Here is a 16,021-nt window from a genome sequence, read left to right on the forward strand (position 1 = left end):
AGCGGCCACAAGCATCGCGACAGGAGCAACCATGACGTACTATGCCGGACTGGACGTGTCCCTGGAAGAGACCGCGATCTGCGTGGTCGATGACGCGGGTCGGATCGTGAAGGAGCTGCGCGCCGCGAGCGCGCCAGGGCCGCTGGTTGCGGCCCTGCAGGGCTTGAAGCTGCCGATCGAGCGGATCGGCCTCGAAGCCTGCTCGTTGACGGCTTGGCTGCACGAGGGCCTGCGCGCGGCGGGGCTGGCGGCGGTCTGCATCGAGACACGGCAGGCCAACGCCGCCATGAAGACCATGCCCAACAAGACCGACCGCAACGACGCGCGTGCCCTGGCGCAGATCATGCGCACCGGCTGGTTCCGGCAGGTGCACGTCAAGTCGCAGCAGTGCCGGCTGTGGCGCTCGCTGCTGGTCGCACGCCGCACGGTGCTGAACGAGATGCGGTCGATCGAGAACGTCGTTCGGGCCATGCTTCGGGAAGCCGGGCTGAAGGTCGGCACGCCGAGCCGGGCGGCCTTCGACAAGCGTGTGCGCGAACTCTGCTCGGACGACACAGCGTTGCTGGCGATGGTGGAGCCGTTGCTCACTGTACTGTCGACGATGATCCAGCAGCTCGCCCGATTGACAAAACAGGTGCTGAAGATCGTGCGCGAGGAAAAGATCTGTCGGCGGCTGATGAGCGCACCCGGCGTCGGCCCGATCACCGCCCTGGCGTTTCGCGCCACGATCGACCGACCCGATCGGTTCGGCCATTCGCGCGACGTCGGTGCCCATCTCGGCCTGACGCCCTCGCGCTACCAGTCGGGCGAGACCGACATTCAGGGCAAGATCAGCCGATGCGGCGACGAACTGGCGCGAACGGCCCTGTACGAGGCCGCTAACGCGTTGCTCGTGCGCAGCCAGAAATGGTCCAGCCTGCGGGCCTGGGGCATGACGATCGCCAAGCATCGCGGCATGGCGCGGGCGCGCGTTGCCGTAGCCCGAAAGCTGGCCGTGGTCCTGCACCGGATGTGGAGCGACGGTACCGACTTTCGGTTCGGCACCGGGCCGACCACCGCGCCCGCCACCGTAGTTGCCTGACGCTCGGAGGACACCGCGGGCCGCCACCCGCACGAGCTTCACCTGAAAGGGTGATGTGGACCGTTCCCGTGGGGACGATCGGTAAGGCCACCTCGTTGAGAGTCTTGAGCCCGCGGCGACGTCGCGAGGTCGTGAAACAGATCGAGGGACCGAGCCGGACTGACCCCATCATGCGGCGGCGAAACGCCGACCGCGAAGAGAAGCGTGTGACCCGCGGGAACGGGACAAAAAACCTGACAGGAGCGCTTGACCTCCAGAGCCCTGCAGATTCCGACGAAGCCGGCCGGGTATTCCGATTTCAAGCCGGCCAGCATTCCAACATGAAGCCGGCCACCGTTCCGATCTGAAGCCGGCCACGGCGATGGCGCCCCGCTGGTCGGGTTCGTAGATCGGTCGAGGAGTGTTTCGGGTCAAGCCAGCTGGTCGGCAGGGCGGTGCTTGCGCAGGCTGTCGCCGGACAACGCGATCCGGTAGGCGTTGTGGATCAGGCGGTCCAGCACGGCATCGGCCAGGGTCGGGATGGCGATCATCTCGTACCAGCGGTCGACCGGCACCTGGCTGGTGATCAGCACCGAGCCGGCGTCGTAGCGGTCCTCCACGATCTCCAGAAGGTCGCGCGCCTGCTCGGCGCTGAGGGGCTCAGGGCCCCAATCGTCGAGGATCAGCAGCCGGCGCGGGCGAGCTGCTTGAGCAGTTTGGCATAGCGGCCGTCGCCGCGCGCCAGACCGAGCGCCGCGAACAGGCGCGGCACACGGTAGTACAGGACCGACAGGTCCTCCCGGCAGGCCTTCTGGCCGAGCGCGCAGGCGAGCCAGCTTTGCCGACACCGCACGGCCCGGTGATCACCGGTTGCGCCGGCTTCGGATCCAGTCGCAGCCGGACAGCTTGAGGAACAGGGCACGGTCGAGGCCGCGATGGGCGCGGTAGTCGACATCCTCGACGCTGGCCGGATGGCGCAGGTGGGCGGCGCGGGCGCGGGTTTCGAAGCGCTTCTGCTCGCGCAGGGTCTTCTCGTGCTCCAGGATGATGCCGAGCCACTCGGCGTGCGTCAGCGCCTGCGCTTCCGGGTTCCCGTCCAGGGTCTTGTAGCCCTGCGCCATGCCGTGCAGGCCGAGGCCGTGCAGAAGTTCGAGTGTGGGATGAGCAAGCATCGTCAAGTCTCCTATCAGTGGAAGTAGCCTGCGCCGCGCAGGTTCGGATGATCGATGATCTTCGTCGTTTCTGTTATTCGAGACTTTCGGTCGAGGTTGTTGGCAATGATGGAGGCGATGCTCTTGTAGGTGAGCGCACCGATGGCCGTGGCCCGGGCGGAGATGGCCTCGGCCCGAGCTGGGGCGAGGCCGCGAAACAGGCGCAGCACGCCCAGGCAGGTGCGGAAGCCCTGCTCGGGATGGGGACGCCCGCGCAGGATGGCGATGACGAGGCCCTCGGTTTCGGGGCCGATCTCCCGGCCCCAGCGCTCGAAGCGGGCCGGCGTCCATTCCGCGTAGCGCCGGTGAGCGCTCGGCATGTGCTCGACGTCGGTGCCGTGCCGGGCGCCGCCATAACGCCGGTCGTGGGCGGCGACGCGCTGGCCGCGGTGGAACACCTCCACGGTGCGCTCCGTCAGGCGCACGTCCACCTGCTCGCGGATCAGCGCATGGGGCACCGAGTACAGGAAGCCGGCAGCCTCGACGTGGTAGTCGAGGTTGACCCGTGCCAGCCGCCACTCGGCAAAGACGTAGGGTGCCGACGGCAGGGGCAGCAGGGCGGCCCGCTCCACGGCCTCGAACAGCGCCCGGCGCGTGGTGCCGAGGCGGCGCATGGGGTGGGCGTTGATGCGCTCCACCATGGCCGCGATGGCGGCGTTGCACTCGGCCAGCGAGAAGAACGTCTGGCCCGCAGGCGTCCCAGGATGTAGCTCTGGGCGAAGCGGACGCCGTTCTCCACCTTGGCCTTGTCGCGCGGCTTCCTCGGCCGGGCCGGCAGCACGCCGATGCCGTAGTGCTCGGCCATGGTGCCGTAGGAGCGATTGATCTCCGGATCGTAGAAGGACGCCTTGTTGATCCCGCTCTTGAGGTTGTCGGGCACCACCAGGCGCGGCACGCCGCCCAGAAAGTCGAACAGGCGCACGTGGGCGCCGATCCAGTCCGGCAGCGCCTGGGTCCACGTCGCCTCGGCGTAGGTGAGGCTGGAGGCGCCCAGCACCGCCACGAAGATCTCGGCCTGTCTCACCACGCCGGTGGCGGGATCGACGATGGGCACGCGCTTGCCGGAATAGTCGACGAACACCTTGTCGCCGGCGGCATGGTGTTGGCGCATCACCGGCGTGACACGGCGTTCGAACTCCTGTAAAGATCACAGAAGCGCGAGTAACCGTAGCCGCCGGGCTCAGATACACGATACTCTTCCCAGAGAACCATCAGGTTGACGCCGGGCCTGCGCATCTCGCGCACCATCGACGGCCAGTCTGGCTCGACGCGTCGTCTGACGCCTTGCTTCACGCCGACGCGGTCGAACAGCCGCTGTTCGAGGACGGCGTCGGTGATCTCTTCATCGATCGGCCAAGCCAAGCCCGCCGCTGACGCACGGGCGAGGTTGTCCTGGACGGTGGACCGCGCGATGCCGAGCGTTCGGCCGATCTCGCGGGCGCTCACCCCGTCGCGGGCGAGCCGGAGCATGTGTCGGATCTGTCGCATCGTCAGCTCTCTCCTGGCCGGCATCCCGATCTCCTCGCGTGGGGGGGCGAGGCAGGGTGCCGCGGTTGCTGACCTGCGGGGACGCTATTGCCGGATCAGGGTGGCCGGCTTCATCTCGGAACGGTGGCCGGCATCAAATCGGAATGGCGGCCGGCTTCATCTCGGAATCAGTGGCCGGCTTCGATCGGAATCCGCAGAGCCCCAATCAGAGAAGGCTCTCAGCGCTATGATCTACGCGGCAAGCATCGTTCTCGCCCTGCGCTGAATGTCAAAACGCCCTAGGGACGCATGGTGATCGAGGTAGGGCTGGGCCGGCGCGTTGTGGTGGACGGTGCCGTCGATGCCGAGGTGCTCGCCCGCGTGCTCGCGGTGCTGGACCGGCGATGATCCCGGTCCTGTCCACCGCCCGGGTGTGGGTCGCGGCCGGCCACACCGACATGCGCCGCGGCATGGATGGGCTCTCGCTGGTCGTGCAGAAAGGCCTCGGGCGCGATCCCTTTATCATCCGGCGTCGGAAGTTGGGTTCTCCCGCGCTTCCCGTGCTGTCGGATGGCGGCAGGCAGCGACGATGAGCACATAGGGGGAACACTCCTCCCCTCTCACGTCCATGTCCAAGCGCCTCCTGCCATTGATCCCGGCGGGCCTCACCGTTGTGCGAGTCCTGCCCACACCCGACTGCGTCACCATCGTGGCCCGCCCCCTCGCCGAGCACGCCTGCTGCCCCGACTGTGGTGCCCCGTCTCGCCGCCTCCACAGCCGCTACGAGCGCCGCATGCTCGACCTGACCTGGCAGGGTCGCCCCGTCGCGCTCCATGTCCAGGCCCGGCGCTTTCGCTGCCTCGCGCCCGCGTGCCCGCGCCAAACGTTTACCGAGCGCCTCGCCGGCGTCGCAGCCCTGGCGGCCCGGCGCACCGAACGGCTCGGCGCGGTGCAGCGCTGCCTCGGCTTCGCGCTCGGCGGCTGTCCCGGATCCCGCCTCGCCGAGCGCCTGGCCATGCCGGTGAGCGCCGACACGCTGCGCCGCATGGTGGTGCGGGCCGCGGCCGAGGCAATGCCGCCCGGGACGCCCCGCGTGCTCGCAGTCGACGACTGGGCGTGGAAGCGCGGGCACCGCTACGGCACCATCCTGGTCGATCTCGAGCGCAACGACGTCGTCGACCTCCTCCCCGACCGGCAGGCCGGCACGCTGGCGGAATGGCTGCGCCGACACCGCGGCATCGAGGTGATCGCGCGCGACCGCGCCAGCGCCTACGCGGACGGGGCACGCCAGGGCGCGCCCGATGCCGTGCAGGTTGCGGATCGGTGGCACATGCTCCGCAACCTCGGCGACGCCATGCGGGCCCTGTGCGATCGCCACGGCGCGGCCGCACGACGGGCCGCGCGGGACACCCCTGTCCTCATGCCGGAGAGGACAGAGCCCGACCCCGAGCCGAAGCCCGTCCGCCCGACCCGGGCGCAGCGCGCCAGCGCCGCGTCGCTCGCCCGCCGGCAGGCCCGCTTCGAGGAAGCGGCGCGGCTGCGCGCCGCCGGCGTGCCCATCGCCCGCATCGCCGCCCAGCTCGGCGCCGAGCGCAAGACGATCCGCCGTTGGCTGGCGCTCGGCTGTGCCCCGACCTGGGCGAAGCCACCCCGGCGCGGTGGCGTGCTGTCGGCCTACGCGTGCCATCTCGACCGACGCTGGGCCGAGGGCTGCAGCAACGCCGCCCTGCTGTGGCGCGAGGTGAGCGGCCTCGGCTTCACCGGCGCCTACTCCACTGTCCGGGGCTGGGCGCGGCGACGCAGAGCGGAGACGGTCACGGCCAGCGACGGAAAGGCCCGACGCCACATGGCGGGCGAGCCGCCCTCGCCGCGGCAGATGGCGAGGCTGCTGACCGCGGAGGCGGATGCCGTGCCGGAGGGCGACCGCGCCTTCCTGGCCCGGCTGCTCGCGCAGGCCCCGGCGCTCGGCCAAGCGGCTGCAATCGCGAAGCGCCTCGGCCGTCTGCTGCGCCGCGAGGGCGACGACAGCCTCTACCGGGTCCTCGCCGACGCGGTCCACACGCAGCTGGCTGACTTCGCGGCCGGGCTCGGGCGCGACCGCGCCGCTGTGCAGGCCGCCCTCGACACGCCCTGGACCACCAGCCCCGCCGAGGGCCAAATCAACCGCGCGAAGGCCATCAAGCGGTCCATGTACGGCCGCGCCGGCTTCCCGCTCCTGCGCGCCCGCGTCCTGGAGGCCGCGTGACGCCAAAACAGCACGGGAAGCGCGAGAGAACCGGAAGTTGACCCACTATCGGCGTTCAATATTGCCTCCCTTGCTGCCATCTGCGGCGATAGCGGCCGCCCGGCGAAGCGGGTCAGGGTCGACTCTCGACCCCGACCGACGTCGCGCCGCTCCACCGACCCTGTCAGATGACGCTCAGGGCGGATCGATCCGGGAGCCTGCGGAGGCGTCGCCGGACCCAGGGCACACCGGTCCGATCGAAACGGCGCCGCTATTCCATGCCGTTCAGCGCCGGCGACGCATCATCTTCGTCTTCTCCGCGACGATCACGTCGATGGCATGCATCATGGCGGGGGATACTTGGTAGGAGACGCCGTTCTTGTTTTCGAGATAGGTGTGGGCCGCGAGTGCGGGTGAGACGTGGAGCAGGGCCGTCGTCGCGAGCGTCAGGCCAGCGATCACCGATGTGCGCAGAAAGTTCATGGAAGCCTCCGGGAAGTCCAGCTCGAAGCTTAGTGGACCGGAGAGCGTCCTTGATGTCGAAAGCGTCCGCTATCGTCCGAACCAGGTGCGATCTGCGACAGCGACCACCTTGGCATCGGCGAAGCTGTCCGGCGCTGGCCCGGCGACAGCACGGCCGAGGCGACCGGAGGCTCCGAGAGAATCGTCGGTCGCGCGCCATGGCCCGGCCATCTCTCGCGTCGCTGGCCGAAGATGGAAGGGTCGCCATGGACGGGACCACGGCGGCCTCTTCTGATCGAAGATCGCCCGCGCGCTGCCATCCCTGTCGTGCCAGCCGCTGAAAACGGCGACACACGTCCGGCAGATCACGCAGCACGTGCGGCGGTGCGCATTGGCGCCGCGGTGGTCGATGTCCCGAATGCTGGCCGGCGCGCCTGGACCTATCCGGCCCTTCCACATCGCGGAAGGGCGCCTACCCATCTGAGCGGCTACGCCCCTCGAACGGAAGGAAGGTAGTTGGTCGCCGGGAGCCCGACCGCCGATGTCGGGCCAATGACAGCGACACGGGCTGACCGCGATGGCGAAACCTCTTGAGATCGTGAAGCAGCTTTACGCGACGCTGACTGCCGGCGATGCGGATGGCGCCCTCGCCCTGATATCCGACGACATCGAGTGGATCACCATGATGGACTACGTGGTCGACGGCCGCGGCCCGCAGAAGGTTCTCGAAGGCATGCTCCTGCCCGCGATGCGTGAATGGGAGCCGTACACGCTGACGCCGCACGAGTTCATCTGCGATGGCGACAAGGTCGTGTCGGTGGGGCGGTTCCAAGGCACGAACCGGAGGACCAGGGTACGCCTACGGCGAGGGCCGCGGAAACGGGGCTTGCGGGTTTCGTCGCGGCGTGATCGCGGGTCGGGAAGGCCCGGGGCTGAGCGTCCGGGTCAGGCTGCGACGTCGAGGCTCGCCGGGGCGGCCGAGGTCGGCTTCCAGTTCCACGGCAGCAACTCGGCGAGGCGCTGGGCCGGGTGAGACGCGATGCGGCCGAGCACGTCGGCCAGCCAGGCCTGCGGGTCGACGTCGTTCAGCTTCGCCGTCACGATCAGGCTGTTGAAGAAGGCCGCCCTCTGTCCGCCGCGGTCCGAGCCGGCGAACAGCCACGCCTTGCGGCCCAGAGCCAAGCCGCGCAGGGCCCTCTCGGCTGCGTTGTTGCTGAGGCACACGCGCCCGTCGTCGAGGAAGCGGGCGAAGGACGGCCAACGCTCGAGCATGTAGTCCATGGCCCGGGCCACCTCGGCACCGCGCGGCAGGCGGGCGCGCTCGGCGCGCATCCAGCCTTCCAAGGCCGCCACGATCGGGGCGGAGCGCTCGTGCCGCGCCGCCAGGCGCTCGGCCGTTGGCCGGCCGTTCACCTCCCGCTCGATGGCGAACAGCTCGTCCATGCGCCGCACGGCTTCGAGCGCCAGCGGCGCGATCACCGCCACCTTCTTGCGGGCCCTCTGGCGCGCCGCGGCCTCGATGTCGGCCAGCTCAAAGAACTTCCTCCGCGCGTGGGCCCAGCACGCGGCCTCGATGATCGGCGCGGGCTTGCGCCCGCCCTCGTAGAGCCTGCCATAGCCCCCGTAGGCGTCGGCCTGCAGCACCCCGGTCCAGCCGGCGAGGTGCGCCTGCGGGTGCTCGCCCCGCCGGTCGGGCGAATAGCGGAACAGGGCCGCCGGGGGATCGGCGCCGCCGAAGGGCTGGTCGTCGCGCACGTAGACCCATACGCGGCCCGTGCTGGTCTTACCCTTGGCCAGCACCGGAACGGTGGTGTCGTCCCCGTGCAGCCGCCCCGCCGCCATCACGTGCTTCTCGATGAGCCGGAACAGCGGCTCCAGCACACCCGCGCAGGTGCCCACCTGGTCGGCCAGGGTCGACAGGCTGAGCGGCACGCCTTCCCGGGCGTAGCGCTCGGCCTGCCGGTTCAGCGGCTGGTGCTGGCCGTACTTCTCGAACAGCACCATGGCGAGCAGGCTCGGCCCCGCCCATGCGCGTGGCACGGCGTGGAAGGGCGCCGGCGTCTGGCTGACGCCCTCGCAGGCGCGGCAAGCGAAGCGCTCGCGCACGGTCTGGATCACGGTCCAGCTGCGCGGCACCACCTCCAGCGTCTCGGTGACGTCCTCGCCGAGTCTGGACAGGCGCGTGCCGCCGCAGCACGGGCAGCGCCCGGGCCCGGCACCACGACGCGCACGCGCGGCAGGTGGGCCGGGAAGGGCTGGCGCGACGGCTTCCGACGCTCCGTCGGCGCCGGTATCGCGGCCTTGGCAGCGGCCTTCTCGGCCGCGAGGGCGTCGGTGGCCGCCGAGGCCTCGAGTTCCTCGAGTTGCAGCTCGTACTGGTCGATGAGGCGCTGCGTGCGCTCGGAGCGCTGGCCGTAGAGGGTCCGGTTGAGCCTGGCGATCTCCAGCCGCAGGTGGGCGATCAACGCGGCGTCGCCCGACAGCTGCGCCCTCACCGCGGCCGCCTCGGCCTCGGCGCGATCGGCTGCGGCCCGGGCTTCGTCCGCGCGGGCTTCGGCGGCCGCGAGGGCTGCGCGCAGCGCTTCGACGTCGATCTTCTCGGACTTGGGCCGCTTCGCCATGAACAGAGCCGATCATAGTTCTTCGAACAACGCCAGAGTGGCGAGCATCGATAGTGTTGATAACAGTCCCGTCTTCATCCTGCTCGGCTCGGTCGCCAAGTCTGCTGTGGATGGCGCCAGTCTATGCCTTCGAGCAGATAGCCGAGTTGCGCCGGCGTGATGGCCACGCTCTCGCCCGCCGTCGCGGGCCACACGAACCGGCCCCGTTCCAGGCGCTTGGCGTAGAGCGACAGGCCCAGCCCGTCGTGCCACAGGCACTTGATCAGGTCGCCGCGCCGGCCCCGGAACACATACAGGGCGCCCGCGAAGGGATCGCGCCCGAGGCCTTCCTGCACCAGCAGCGACAGGCCGTTCATGCCGCGGCGCATGTCGGTGTGGCCGGCCGCGATCCACACCCGGGCGGCGGACGGGGCCGGGATCATCGCCGGTCCAGCACGTCGAGCACGCGGGCCAGCGCCTCGGCGTCCACGGCGCCGTCCACCACCACGCGCCGCCCCCGCCCCACCTCGATCACCATGCGGCCCTGCGCGGCCTGCCGCCGAGCCCTTCGAGCCATTGGCTTGGCCTCGGAAAGGGTTTCGGGCACCACCACGGCGGGCACGAAGGCCGGCGCCGGATCGGGAGCAGCACGCTCGACCTTCAGCGCGCGACGCCACGCCATCAACAGCGACCGGGAGATGCCGTACCGGCGAGCCGTCGGCGACACCAGCCGCGGTGCCTCCAGGCTCTCCATCACGATGCGGAGCTTCTCGTCCTCGGACCAGCGACGGCGGCGGCCGAGTTCGACAACGTTGAGCTGCTGGGCCAAGGCTCTGACCTTATGGACGTCAATAAGGGCAGATCTCAGCCGCGAGACGCCCCTTCCACAAGGCGGCCTTCACCGCAGGGATACGGACCAGGAAGCGCGTGGAGGTCGACTATTCCCACATCTGGGAGGTGAGGGACGGCAAGATCGTGCGGCACCGCCAGTTCATCGACACCGGCAGGATCGAGCCCGCCCGCCATCCCGATTGAGACAATCACGGTACGTCTGACCGCATGCGCGGCTCGCCCACGGTGTAGGTCGGGTGATCTGCCATAGAGTCGCCGGCCCCTGTCACGCTCGCACGTACCGTGACCGGAAGGCGCCCCGTGCACGGCTTCCGGGGATCGACCTTGAACGAAGCCTGTCACATCGTCCGCGACCTCAACATGCCGCTGCACGGTTCTGCGATGATCGATCGGTGGCGGACGATCATCACGGGGCTACGCCGATGCGCACGGCTGTCCGCCGGCTGAAGCGGTGTAGACGCGACCACACCTTTTCCGGACGATGCCGCACGCGCAAAACGGTTTCGAGACGCTCGCGACCGGCTAGGGTCGGCACGCATCGACCTCTCGGACGGTGTTCCGTCACGCTCATAGCCGTCGAGACGACCGTCACGACGCTTCGGTCTTAGGTAGCAAGCTCACCTAAACCCATCTGCCCCGGCCGGAACGGATCGGCGATGATGCCGAGCCATGTCCCAGCCTCTCATCGTCACCCAACTCCTCCTCAAGCGAGCGGAGATCGAAGCCCAGATCAAGAGCCTTGAGGACCGCCTCGGCCAGGCTCGGGCCGATCTCCTCCACATCGCCGCGACGGTCCGCCTGTTCGATCCCACGGCCATAGACAGGCCCGCTACGGTCTACCACGGCGCCGCGAAGGCCATGCGTCGGTCGGACGTGTTCGCGCTGTGCAAAGCGGCCCTGGAAGCCTCTCCCGAGCCCCTGTGCACCCGCCAGCTCGCTCGGCACGTCATCACGGCCGAGGGCTGGGATCAGGACGACACCCGCCTCCGCCTCACGGTCTCGCACAAGGTCGGCGCCACGATGAAGCGCATGTCGCTGCGCGGGGCCGTGCGGAAGGTGGGCGAGCGGCAGAAGGCGAGCGTGTGGCGACTGGCGTAGTTATGTCAGCGGCTCTGTCCTCTTCACTCGCTCACCTTGCAACTTGAGCCGACAGCGATAGAGCACGTCGCGATTGCCGTCCCTCAGCTCGCACATAAAGCTACGCTCCTCGCCATCCGGCAGCTCCTCTTCAAGAAGATTGCCCAGGATGGCTTGCGCGTGTTGGCGAGCATCTTCGAAACTATCGAATTCGTCGCCAAACTCATCGGTTGAGCAGTTTGGGCCGTCATGCAGGTCGAAGTAGAAGCGGGGCACGTTCTCACTCTGCGGCTAGGGGTTGGCGGGTCCTGTCCTTTCAACCGACAGGACGCCCTAGCGGAGGGTGCGACAAGGTGTCCAAAACAGGTTTTCTGAGCGGGATTTGTCCATAGGGTAGAGTTGCACACAATACTGATGTGCGAGAGGTTGCACCCGCGACATCACGACAGGGGGCCCCAGTGTCCAAGCCTACGCCCGCTCAGATCCGCGCGGCTCGCGGCATGCTCAATTGGTCCATGCTGGACCTTGCCAAGGCTGCTGGGGTGTCGATCTCGACGGTAAAGCGGTTTGAGTGCGAGGGAGATCAACCCGTGTCGGCCGATACCGTGGGCATGATGCAGGACGCCGCCGAGACGGAGGGCGTGCGCTTCCTAGCCGATGATGGAAACGGGCCAGGGGTGAGGCTGCAAAGGCGATAGGACCACGGCCCCGCCCACCGTGGGCACGGGATCGAGCGGGGCCGTGTAGCGCTCCGCCGTCCTACAGGTGAGTGCCAGCGCCACAGGACCATGCTGCGATGCCACAATCAATGGTGCGGCGCAAATTCGGTGAAGGCGGGCGGGTGCTCAAGGATGGAAAGGGTTCGGGGGCGATGTGGCGGCTGGCGTAGTCTCTGCCCTCACTCCCACATGAGCAAGGTCATCAGGACAGCCGCCACGAGCACGAACCCGACAATCGCAACCGCTTCCAATGTGTCCCTCCCGATACGAGGGCTGAAACACATTTTGTGGTGGCAAGTTCGAGGTGCGTCGGGACGTCACGCTCCGCCGATCCCCCCCCAGACCGCTATGGCGCAGTCTGCTCCAATCGCATTATCATTTGTAGGGACGACTGCGGCTCGGGAGTCGTCGGCCGAGGGGAGCGCGCATATCTCCGAGCGGTGGGAAATCAGGCGTGCCCAAGTTCCACTTTTATCTCGTGAGCGCGAACGGCCGGGAGCATGTCGGTTCCATCGAACTGCCGAGCCAAAACGATCTCATCCCCGCTGGCCTCAGGATCACAACCAAGATCCTCGCGACCATCGTTGGACGGCATTCGGAGCAAGGTGGGCTGATGGTGCAGTCCGTGGATGAGGCTGGATCTGTAGTTTACAACTTCGACGTCTCGCGAGGTGCGAGGGACAGCGACAGCCCGCGAGGCAATCTGCACTGAGGCGAAGACCGCAGCCCCGGCGCAAAGGCGAACGCCGAGGCCGCGGGACGGGCGAGGATCGCCACGACAGGAAGGACGATGCGGGAGCAAGACACCGGGGCGCAAGGCTCTCTACAGCGCTTAGAAGGCCGACGCCCGGCGCCATGGACCACCACGCCAGCTTAACATAAGTTCAGCATGCGACCGTCTGACACAGATCCGTGGAGCGCGTCATGCTGCCTTCTCCCGTTACGCCCCCGTCGTCGCCTGTCTCAGACAGCCAAGCCCTGATCGCGGCGGCTTGGCGCCAACTGGCGGAAACCGGGCGCTCGCTTCAATCTATGAATTCCAACATCGCCGATAGCCGCCGCAGGCTGGCGGAGTCCTATCGCCTGCTCAGACCGTGATGGCTGCGCTCCCCGGCGAGGCGAGGCGTCGAGGGCTGAATGACGGGCGTGAGTCGGGGAGCGGCAGAAGGCGAGCGTGTGGCGGCTGGCGTAATCTGAGACGCCCAGACAATAAATTGAGACAGCCAGTCGATGGAAGCGGCTTTCCTCTGCGTCATCTAATGTGATGCAGGTTCAACGCGCTATCGGATCTGCGGCCTTCGGGCCTCTGCGGCTCCGCTCCTGCGCTGTGATGATCTCGGGAGTGGAGCCGCAGGACCGGCCACGGCCCCACCCGCCGTGGGCACGGGATTGAGCAGGACCGTGTAGCGCTCCGCCCTCCTACAGGTGAGCGCCGGCCACATCGGGCCATGCTGCGATGCAACATGCAATGGCGCGGCGCAAACAGGGTGAAGGTGGGCGGGTGCTCAAGGAGGGAAGCGGGCCGGGGGCTGTGTGGCAGCTGGCCTTGCAATGCAAGCCATCAACGCAACTGAAGCATGAAAGTCGGGAACGATCCGCACCTAACATACCCCCGCGACTGCGGATGTGGCTCATATCTTTCAGAAGCTGTCAATGTAAAAATTCACTTTCCACAGCTGGCCTGTGAATAGCGGCAACTGCCGGACTCCGACCCGACATGCCTTTCGGAAAATGCTATGGTGACATCGAGATCTGGATACCTTCAATGTCGAGAGCAAAGCCAAACGTCCTCGTTGATGTCGTTTCCGATAGAAACGTGACGATTGGTGGTGACTATCGGCACAATCTATTGAGGGAAGGAAAAAATTTTAGAACTGTTCATGTTATCGTCATCGACAGGTCTGGACGCCTTGTATTGCAAATGCTTCCTAGCGACCACACGCGCAGCCCTAATAAGATAGGATCATCTGTAGCGGGATACCTTCTTTCGGGAGAGTCATACATTCAAGCTGCTAGACGTAAGATGCTTGAGGAGCTTGGTATCTATTCTAATCTGCATGAAATTGGCGACATAGATATGCTTGACGAAAAGTCTCATAAATTCGTCAAGGTATTTACATGCCGCTACAATGACAAAATTGAGAGTTTCGATCAAGACGAAATTGCAAAACTTGTATACAAAACACGGTCTTGGCTGTCCGCGAACACCAATCGATTTCCAGAAAAATTCACCACTACCTTTCTGCGCGTCTTTAGCCTATACCAATCGAATGCCTGACAGCAGCCCATCCAAGGACATACTCCTCAAAGTCTACGATTCGGCGATTGCCGAATATAGATTCAACGTACAATTATCATGGGATAGGAACAAGTTTTTCCTGACACTCGTATCGGCAATCATCGCCTCCGGTGTGGGATTTATCAAAGTAGCTTCTGAGAACCGAGTGGACTCCGCTTTTCTTTTCTGCCTTTTCGCTGTTGCTGTTGCCATCACATCATACGCTATCGAGACGCTATCGACGGGAAAAAAGTACATCAGGGAGGCTAATTATAAAAAGATGCTGATCGAAAGGGAGCTTGGCTTATTAAATACGATTCCTAATTTCAACTCTCCGAGATCAAATTTTGCTGTCGCCGTGACAGGGGGACAAAGAAATTTTGGTTCAATGATGCTTTCGGAAGACATAAAAAAGTCGATCTCTCAAAAGTCGATTACCGACAATCTCGCAAAAATATATGCCGGTATGATTGTTATCGAAATCATAGGATGCATCATATCGGCCGGTATGGTCATCGGTCCACTAGATATGCAAGCCATTAAAACTAATGTACGCTCATTTGCCGAGAGACTATCGCACCCCATATCGCAGACCGACGTTAAAAGATCTCTGGCAGTAAGTCCTCATTAAAGAACTTGGGACATCCCATCATCTCGCCCGATGCCGCTGCCAGTACCCCACGAAATCTGGGCTGATGGCCTTGGCGAGGGCCAGGGCGGCGACGCAGCGGATCTGGTCAAGAGAGACCCGCTCCGCCTCCGCCTCCGCCCCCATCCCCGTCCGCCGGGCCGCCATCGGCCCCGGCCGCAAGCCCGCTGTAATCGCCCGTCGCCAAACCGGTAGGCCCCCTCAACTCGGGCTGGACCGGCTCGCCGCTGACGACGGTGGGGGCGTCGCGGAGTATCCGCCACGCGAACGGGGCGACGCAGACTGCCATGAAGGCGATGCCAGTGACGACGTAGCTCATGCCGCATCATGCGACGGCCGGTGAGGGCCGTCTACAGCGACGCGGCTCAGTGCGCCGTTCGCTGCCAATAGCCCTTCCACACGCGGCTGACAGGGTGGCGGAGCGCCGCCTCCGTCATCATGAGGTACTGTTCACCGTTGGACACCCGGCGCTTGTCCTCCCGCCACGCCATCTCGCCCGCGTAGGCTTGGAGGTAGGGGCCGGCGATGTGGTGGTGGATGCCGATCTCGGCCCGGCGGATGCGGGAGAAGAACGACTCGGCGCCGTTGGTGCAGGCCTCGGCCGTCGAATAGGCTTCGGAGTGGTTGATGCGCTTCGTCAGGAAGCGGTCGTGCAGCGCATCCCAGCCGGCCGCTTCGTCGGCATAGACCGTCGAGCCCGGCGCCACCTTGCGGCCTATCGTGGCGACCGCCTCGGCCTCGGAGCGGAACACGAAGGGCAGCGTCTCGCCGCCCCGCTCGCGCATCACGACAACCACCTTGCGCTTGCCAGTCTGGTGCTGGGTCTTGCGGCGGTCGACGCGGTTCTCTTTCTCGTTGGCCGGCTTCACGTAGCCGCCGAAGTAGGCGCCATCGACCTCCACCTCGCCCGAGACGGTGCGCTCGGCGTCCTCGGCCGTCATGGCCTCGCGGATCTTATGGGCCAAGACGAAGGCCGTCTTGTACTGGCAGTCGAGATCCCGGGAGAGCTGGAGCGCGGAGTGGCCCTTCACGCCGTTGGCGAAGATGGCGATGGCCATCAGGATATCGCGGATGGGCATCTTGCGGGAGGCAAAGATGGTGCCGCTCGTCACGCTGAACTGATGCGAGCACGCCTTGCACTTCCAAAGCCTGCGGGCCTTATAGGCGTAGGTGGCGGCGCAGGCGCAGCGGGGGCACACAGCCTCGCCCTTCGTCTCCGTCCAGCGGATCAGCCGGAAGGCGTCATGCGCTTCCTCATCCGAAAGCCGGGCGACCCGAGCGAGGCTCAGGCTCCTTGCGGCTTTGGAGAGGAGGAAGTGCTGGGGCACGGCGAGAGGACCAACGTTTTCCGTTGACCTCAGTGATAAGCGTGGAAAGCATTGGCGTCAACAGAAAACGTTGACGTGGGCGGCGCGAAACCGT

Annotated in this window: 15 protein-coding genes and 2 pseudogenes; 9 read left to right on the forward strand and 8 right to left on the reverse strand. The window is 66.4% G+C overall.

What is annotated here, in order from left to right; translation table 11 throughout:
- Positions 1-31 precede the first annotated feature (31 nt).
- On the forward strand, positions 32-1,081 hold the full coding sequence (locus L7N97_RS04075; protein ID WP_237477084.1) for an IS110 family RNA-guided transposase: 1,050 nt from the start codon (positions 32-34) through the stop codon (positions 1,079-1,081).
- A gap of 410 nt (positions 1,082-1,491) precedes the next feature.
- On the opposite strand, the pseudogene istB reads toward L7N97_RS04075, so the two are convergent.
- Together istB and istA are read right to left on the reverse strand one after the other, a co-directional pair.
- Positions 1,492-2,232 (reverse strand): annotated as a pseudogene (gene istB, locus L7N97_RS04080) (IS21-like element helper ATPase IstB).
- Positions 2,233-2,246: 14 nt separating this feature from the next.
- A pseudogene (istA, locus tag L7N97_RS04085) lies at positions 2,247-3,759 on the reverse strand (IS21 family transposase).
- Positions 3,760-4,142: 383 nt separating this feature from the next.
- Here istA and tnpB (L7N97_RS04090) point away from each other — a divergent pair.
- On the forward strand, positions 4,143-4,331 hold the full coding sequence (tnpB, locus tag L7N97_RS04090; RefSeq protein WP_237477085.1) for an IS66 family insertion sequence element accessory protein TnpB: 189 nt from the start codon (positions 4,143-4,145) through the stop codon (positions 4,329-4,331).
- A 35-nt stretch (positions 4,332-4,366) separates the two neighbouring features.
- Positions 4,367-5,983, forward strand: a complete 1,617-nt coding sequence (locus L7N97_RS04095; protein WP_237477086.1) for an ISL3 family transposase — start codon at positions 4,367-4,369, stop codon at positions 5,981-5,983.
- 264 nt (positions 5,984-6,247) lie between these two features.
- Here L7N97_RS04095 and L7N97_RS04100 read toward each other — a convergent pair whose 3' ends face one another.
- Positions 6,248-6,445 carry a hypothetical protein gene (locus L7N97_RS04100; protein ID WP_237477087.1) on the reverse strand — a complete coding sequence of 66 codons (198 nt, stop codon included), beginning with the start codon at positions 6,443-6,445 and terminating at the stop codon, positions 6,248-6,250.
- A gap of 577 nt (positions 6,446-7,022) precedes the next feature.
- On the opposite strand from L7N97_RS04100, the gene L7N97_RS04105 reads away from it, so the two are divergent.
- Positions 7,023-7,457, forward strand: a complete 435-nt coding sequence (locus tag L7N97_RS04105) for a nuclear transport factor 2 family protein (protein ID WP_237477088.1) — start codon at positions 7,023-7,025, stop codon at positions 7,455-7,457.
- Here L7N97_RS04105 and tnpC read toward each other — a convergent pair.
- The 3 genes from tnpC to tnpA form a co-directional block, all read right to left on the reverse strand.
- Positions 7,370-9,045 (reverse strand): IS66 family transposase gene (gene tnpC / locus L7N97_RS04110; RefSeq protein WP_237477089.1). Its coding sequence is split into 2 segments (ribosomal slippage): positions 7,370-8,637 and positions 8,637-9,045, totalling 1,677 coding nucleotides; the frame shifts between segments, so codons are not numbered across the junction. The two genes, L7N97_RS04105 and tnpC, sit on opposite strands and share 88 nt — an antisense overlap.
- 74 nt (positions 9,046-9,119) lie before the next feature.
- On the reverse strand, positions 9,120-9,467 hold the full coding sequence (tnpB, locus tag L7N97_RS04115; protein WP_237477090.1) for an IS66 family insertion sequence element accessory protein TnpB: 348 nt from the start codon (positions 9,465-9,467) through the stop codon (positions 9,120-9,122).
- Positions 9,464-9,853, reverse strand: a complete 390-nt coding sequence (tnpA, locus tag L7N97_RS04120; protein ID WP_237477091.1) for an IS66-like element accessory protein TnpA — start codon at positions 9,851-9,853, stop codon at positions 9,464-9,466. The genes tnpB (L7N97_RS04115) and tnpA overlap by 4 nt, the downstream gene beginning before the upstream one ends.
- A 692-nt stretch (positions 9,854-10,545) precedes the next feature.
- Between tnpA and L7N97_RS04125 the strand changes: the two genes are divergently transcribed.
- Entirely contained in the window at positions 10,546-10,974 is a 429-nt protein-coding gene (locus L7N97_RS04125; RefSeq protein ID WP_237477092.1) for a hypothetical protein, read from the forward strand.
- Here L7N97_RS04125 and L7N97_RS04130 read toward each other — a convergent pair whose 3' ends face one another.
- Positions 10,975-11,229: a DUF6894 family protein gene (locus L7N97_RS04130; RefSeq protein WP_237477093.1), complete on the reverse strand. Its 255-nt coding sequence runs from the start codon at positions 11,227-11,229 to the stop codon at positions 10,975-10,977.
- A 182-nt stretch (positions 11,230-11,411) separates the two neighbouring features.
- Between L7N97_RS04130 and L7N97_RS30430 the strand changes: the two genes are divergently transcribed.
- From L7N97_RS30430 to L7N97_RS04145, 4 genes are all read left to right on the forward strand, one after another.
- Positions 11,412-11,651, forward strand: coding sequence for a helix-turn-helix domain-containing protein (locus tag L7N97_RS30430; protein ID WP_342398947.1), 240 nt, complete (start codon positions 11,412-11,414; stop codon positions 11,649-11,651).
- 475 nt (positions 11,652-12,126) lie between these two features.
- Complete coding sequence (locus tag L7N97_RS04135) at positions 12,127-12,384, forward strand: hypothetical protein (protein ID WP_237477094.1); 258 nt, start codon at positions 12,127-12,129, stop codon at positions 12,382-12,384.
- A gap of 1,053 nt (positions 12,385-13,437) precedes the next feature.
- Positions 13,438-13,950 carry an NUDIX domain-containing protein gene (locus tag L7N97_RS04140; protein ID WP_237477095.1) on the forward strand — a complete coding sequence of 171 codons (513 nt, stop codon included), beginning with the start codon at positions 13,438-13,440 and terminating at the stop codon, positions 13,948-13,950.
- Positions 13,943-14,581, forward strand: a complete 639-nt coding sequence (locus L7N97_RS04145; RefSeq protein WP_237477096.1) for a RipA family octameric membrane protein — start codon at positions 13,943-13,945, stop codon at positions 14,579-14,581. The genes L7N97_RS04140 and L7N97_RS04145 overlap by 8 nt, the downstream gene beginning before the upstream one ends.
- A gap of 383 nt (positions 14,582-14,964) precedes the next feature.
- On the opposite strand, the gene L7N97_RS04150 is transcribed toward L7N97_RS04145, so the two are convergent.
- Complete coding sequence (locus L7N97_RS04150) at positions 14,965-15,960, reverse strand: IS1595 family transposase (protein ID WP_237482032.1); 996 nt, start codon at positions 15,958-15,960, stop codon at positions 14,965-14,967.
- Between the last annotated feature and the right edge of the window lie 61 nt (positions 15,961-16,021).

Source organism: Lichenibacterium dinghuense (assembly GCF_021730615.1).
Classification (GTDB): Bacteria; Pseudomonadota; Alphaproteobacteria; order Rhizobiales; family Beijerinckiaceae; genus Lichenihabitans; species Lichenihabitans dinghuensis.

Excerpts from the sequence above, each read along its gene's own strand:
- L7N97_RS04075 (WP_237477084.1), top strand. The coding sequence starts at position 32 with ATGACGTACTATGCCGGACTGGACGTGTCCCTGGAAGAGACCGCGATC.
- L7N97_RS04100 (WP_237477087.1), bottom strand. The coding sequence starts at position 6,445 with ATGAACTTTCTGCGCACATCGGTGATCGCTGGCCTGACGCTCGCGACG.
- L7N97_RS04140 (WP_237477095.1), top strand. The coding sequence starts at position 13,438 with ATGTCGAGAGCAAAGCCAAACGTCCTCGTTGATGTCGTTTCCGATAGA.
- L7N97_RS04125 (WP_237477092.1), top strand. The coding sequence starts at position 10,546 with ATGTCCCAGCCTCTCATCGTCACCCAACTCCTCCTCAAGCGAGCGGAG.
- L7N97_RS04095 (WP_237477086.1), top strand. The coding sequence starts at position 4,367 with ATGTCCAAGCGCCTCCTGCCATTGATCCCGGCGGGCCTCACCGTTGTG.
- tnpB (WP_237477085.1), top strand. The coding sequence starts at position 4,143 with ATGATCCCGGTCCTGTCCACCGCCCGGGTGTGGGTCGCGGCCGGCCAC.
- L7N97_RS04145 (WP_237477096.1), top strand. The coding sequence starts at position 13,943 with ATGCCTGACAGCAGCCCATCCAAGGACATACTCCTCAAAGTCTACGAT.
- tnpB (WP_237477090.1), bottom strand. The coding sequence starts at position 9,467 with ATGATCCCGGCCCCGTCCGCCGCCCGGGTGTGGATCGCGGCCGGCCAC.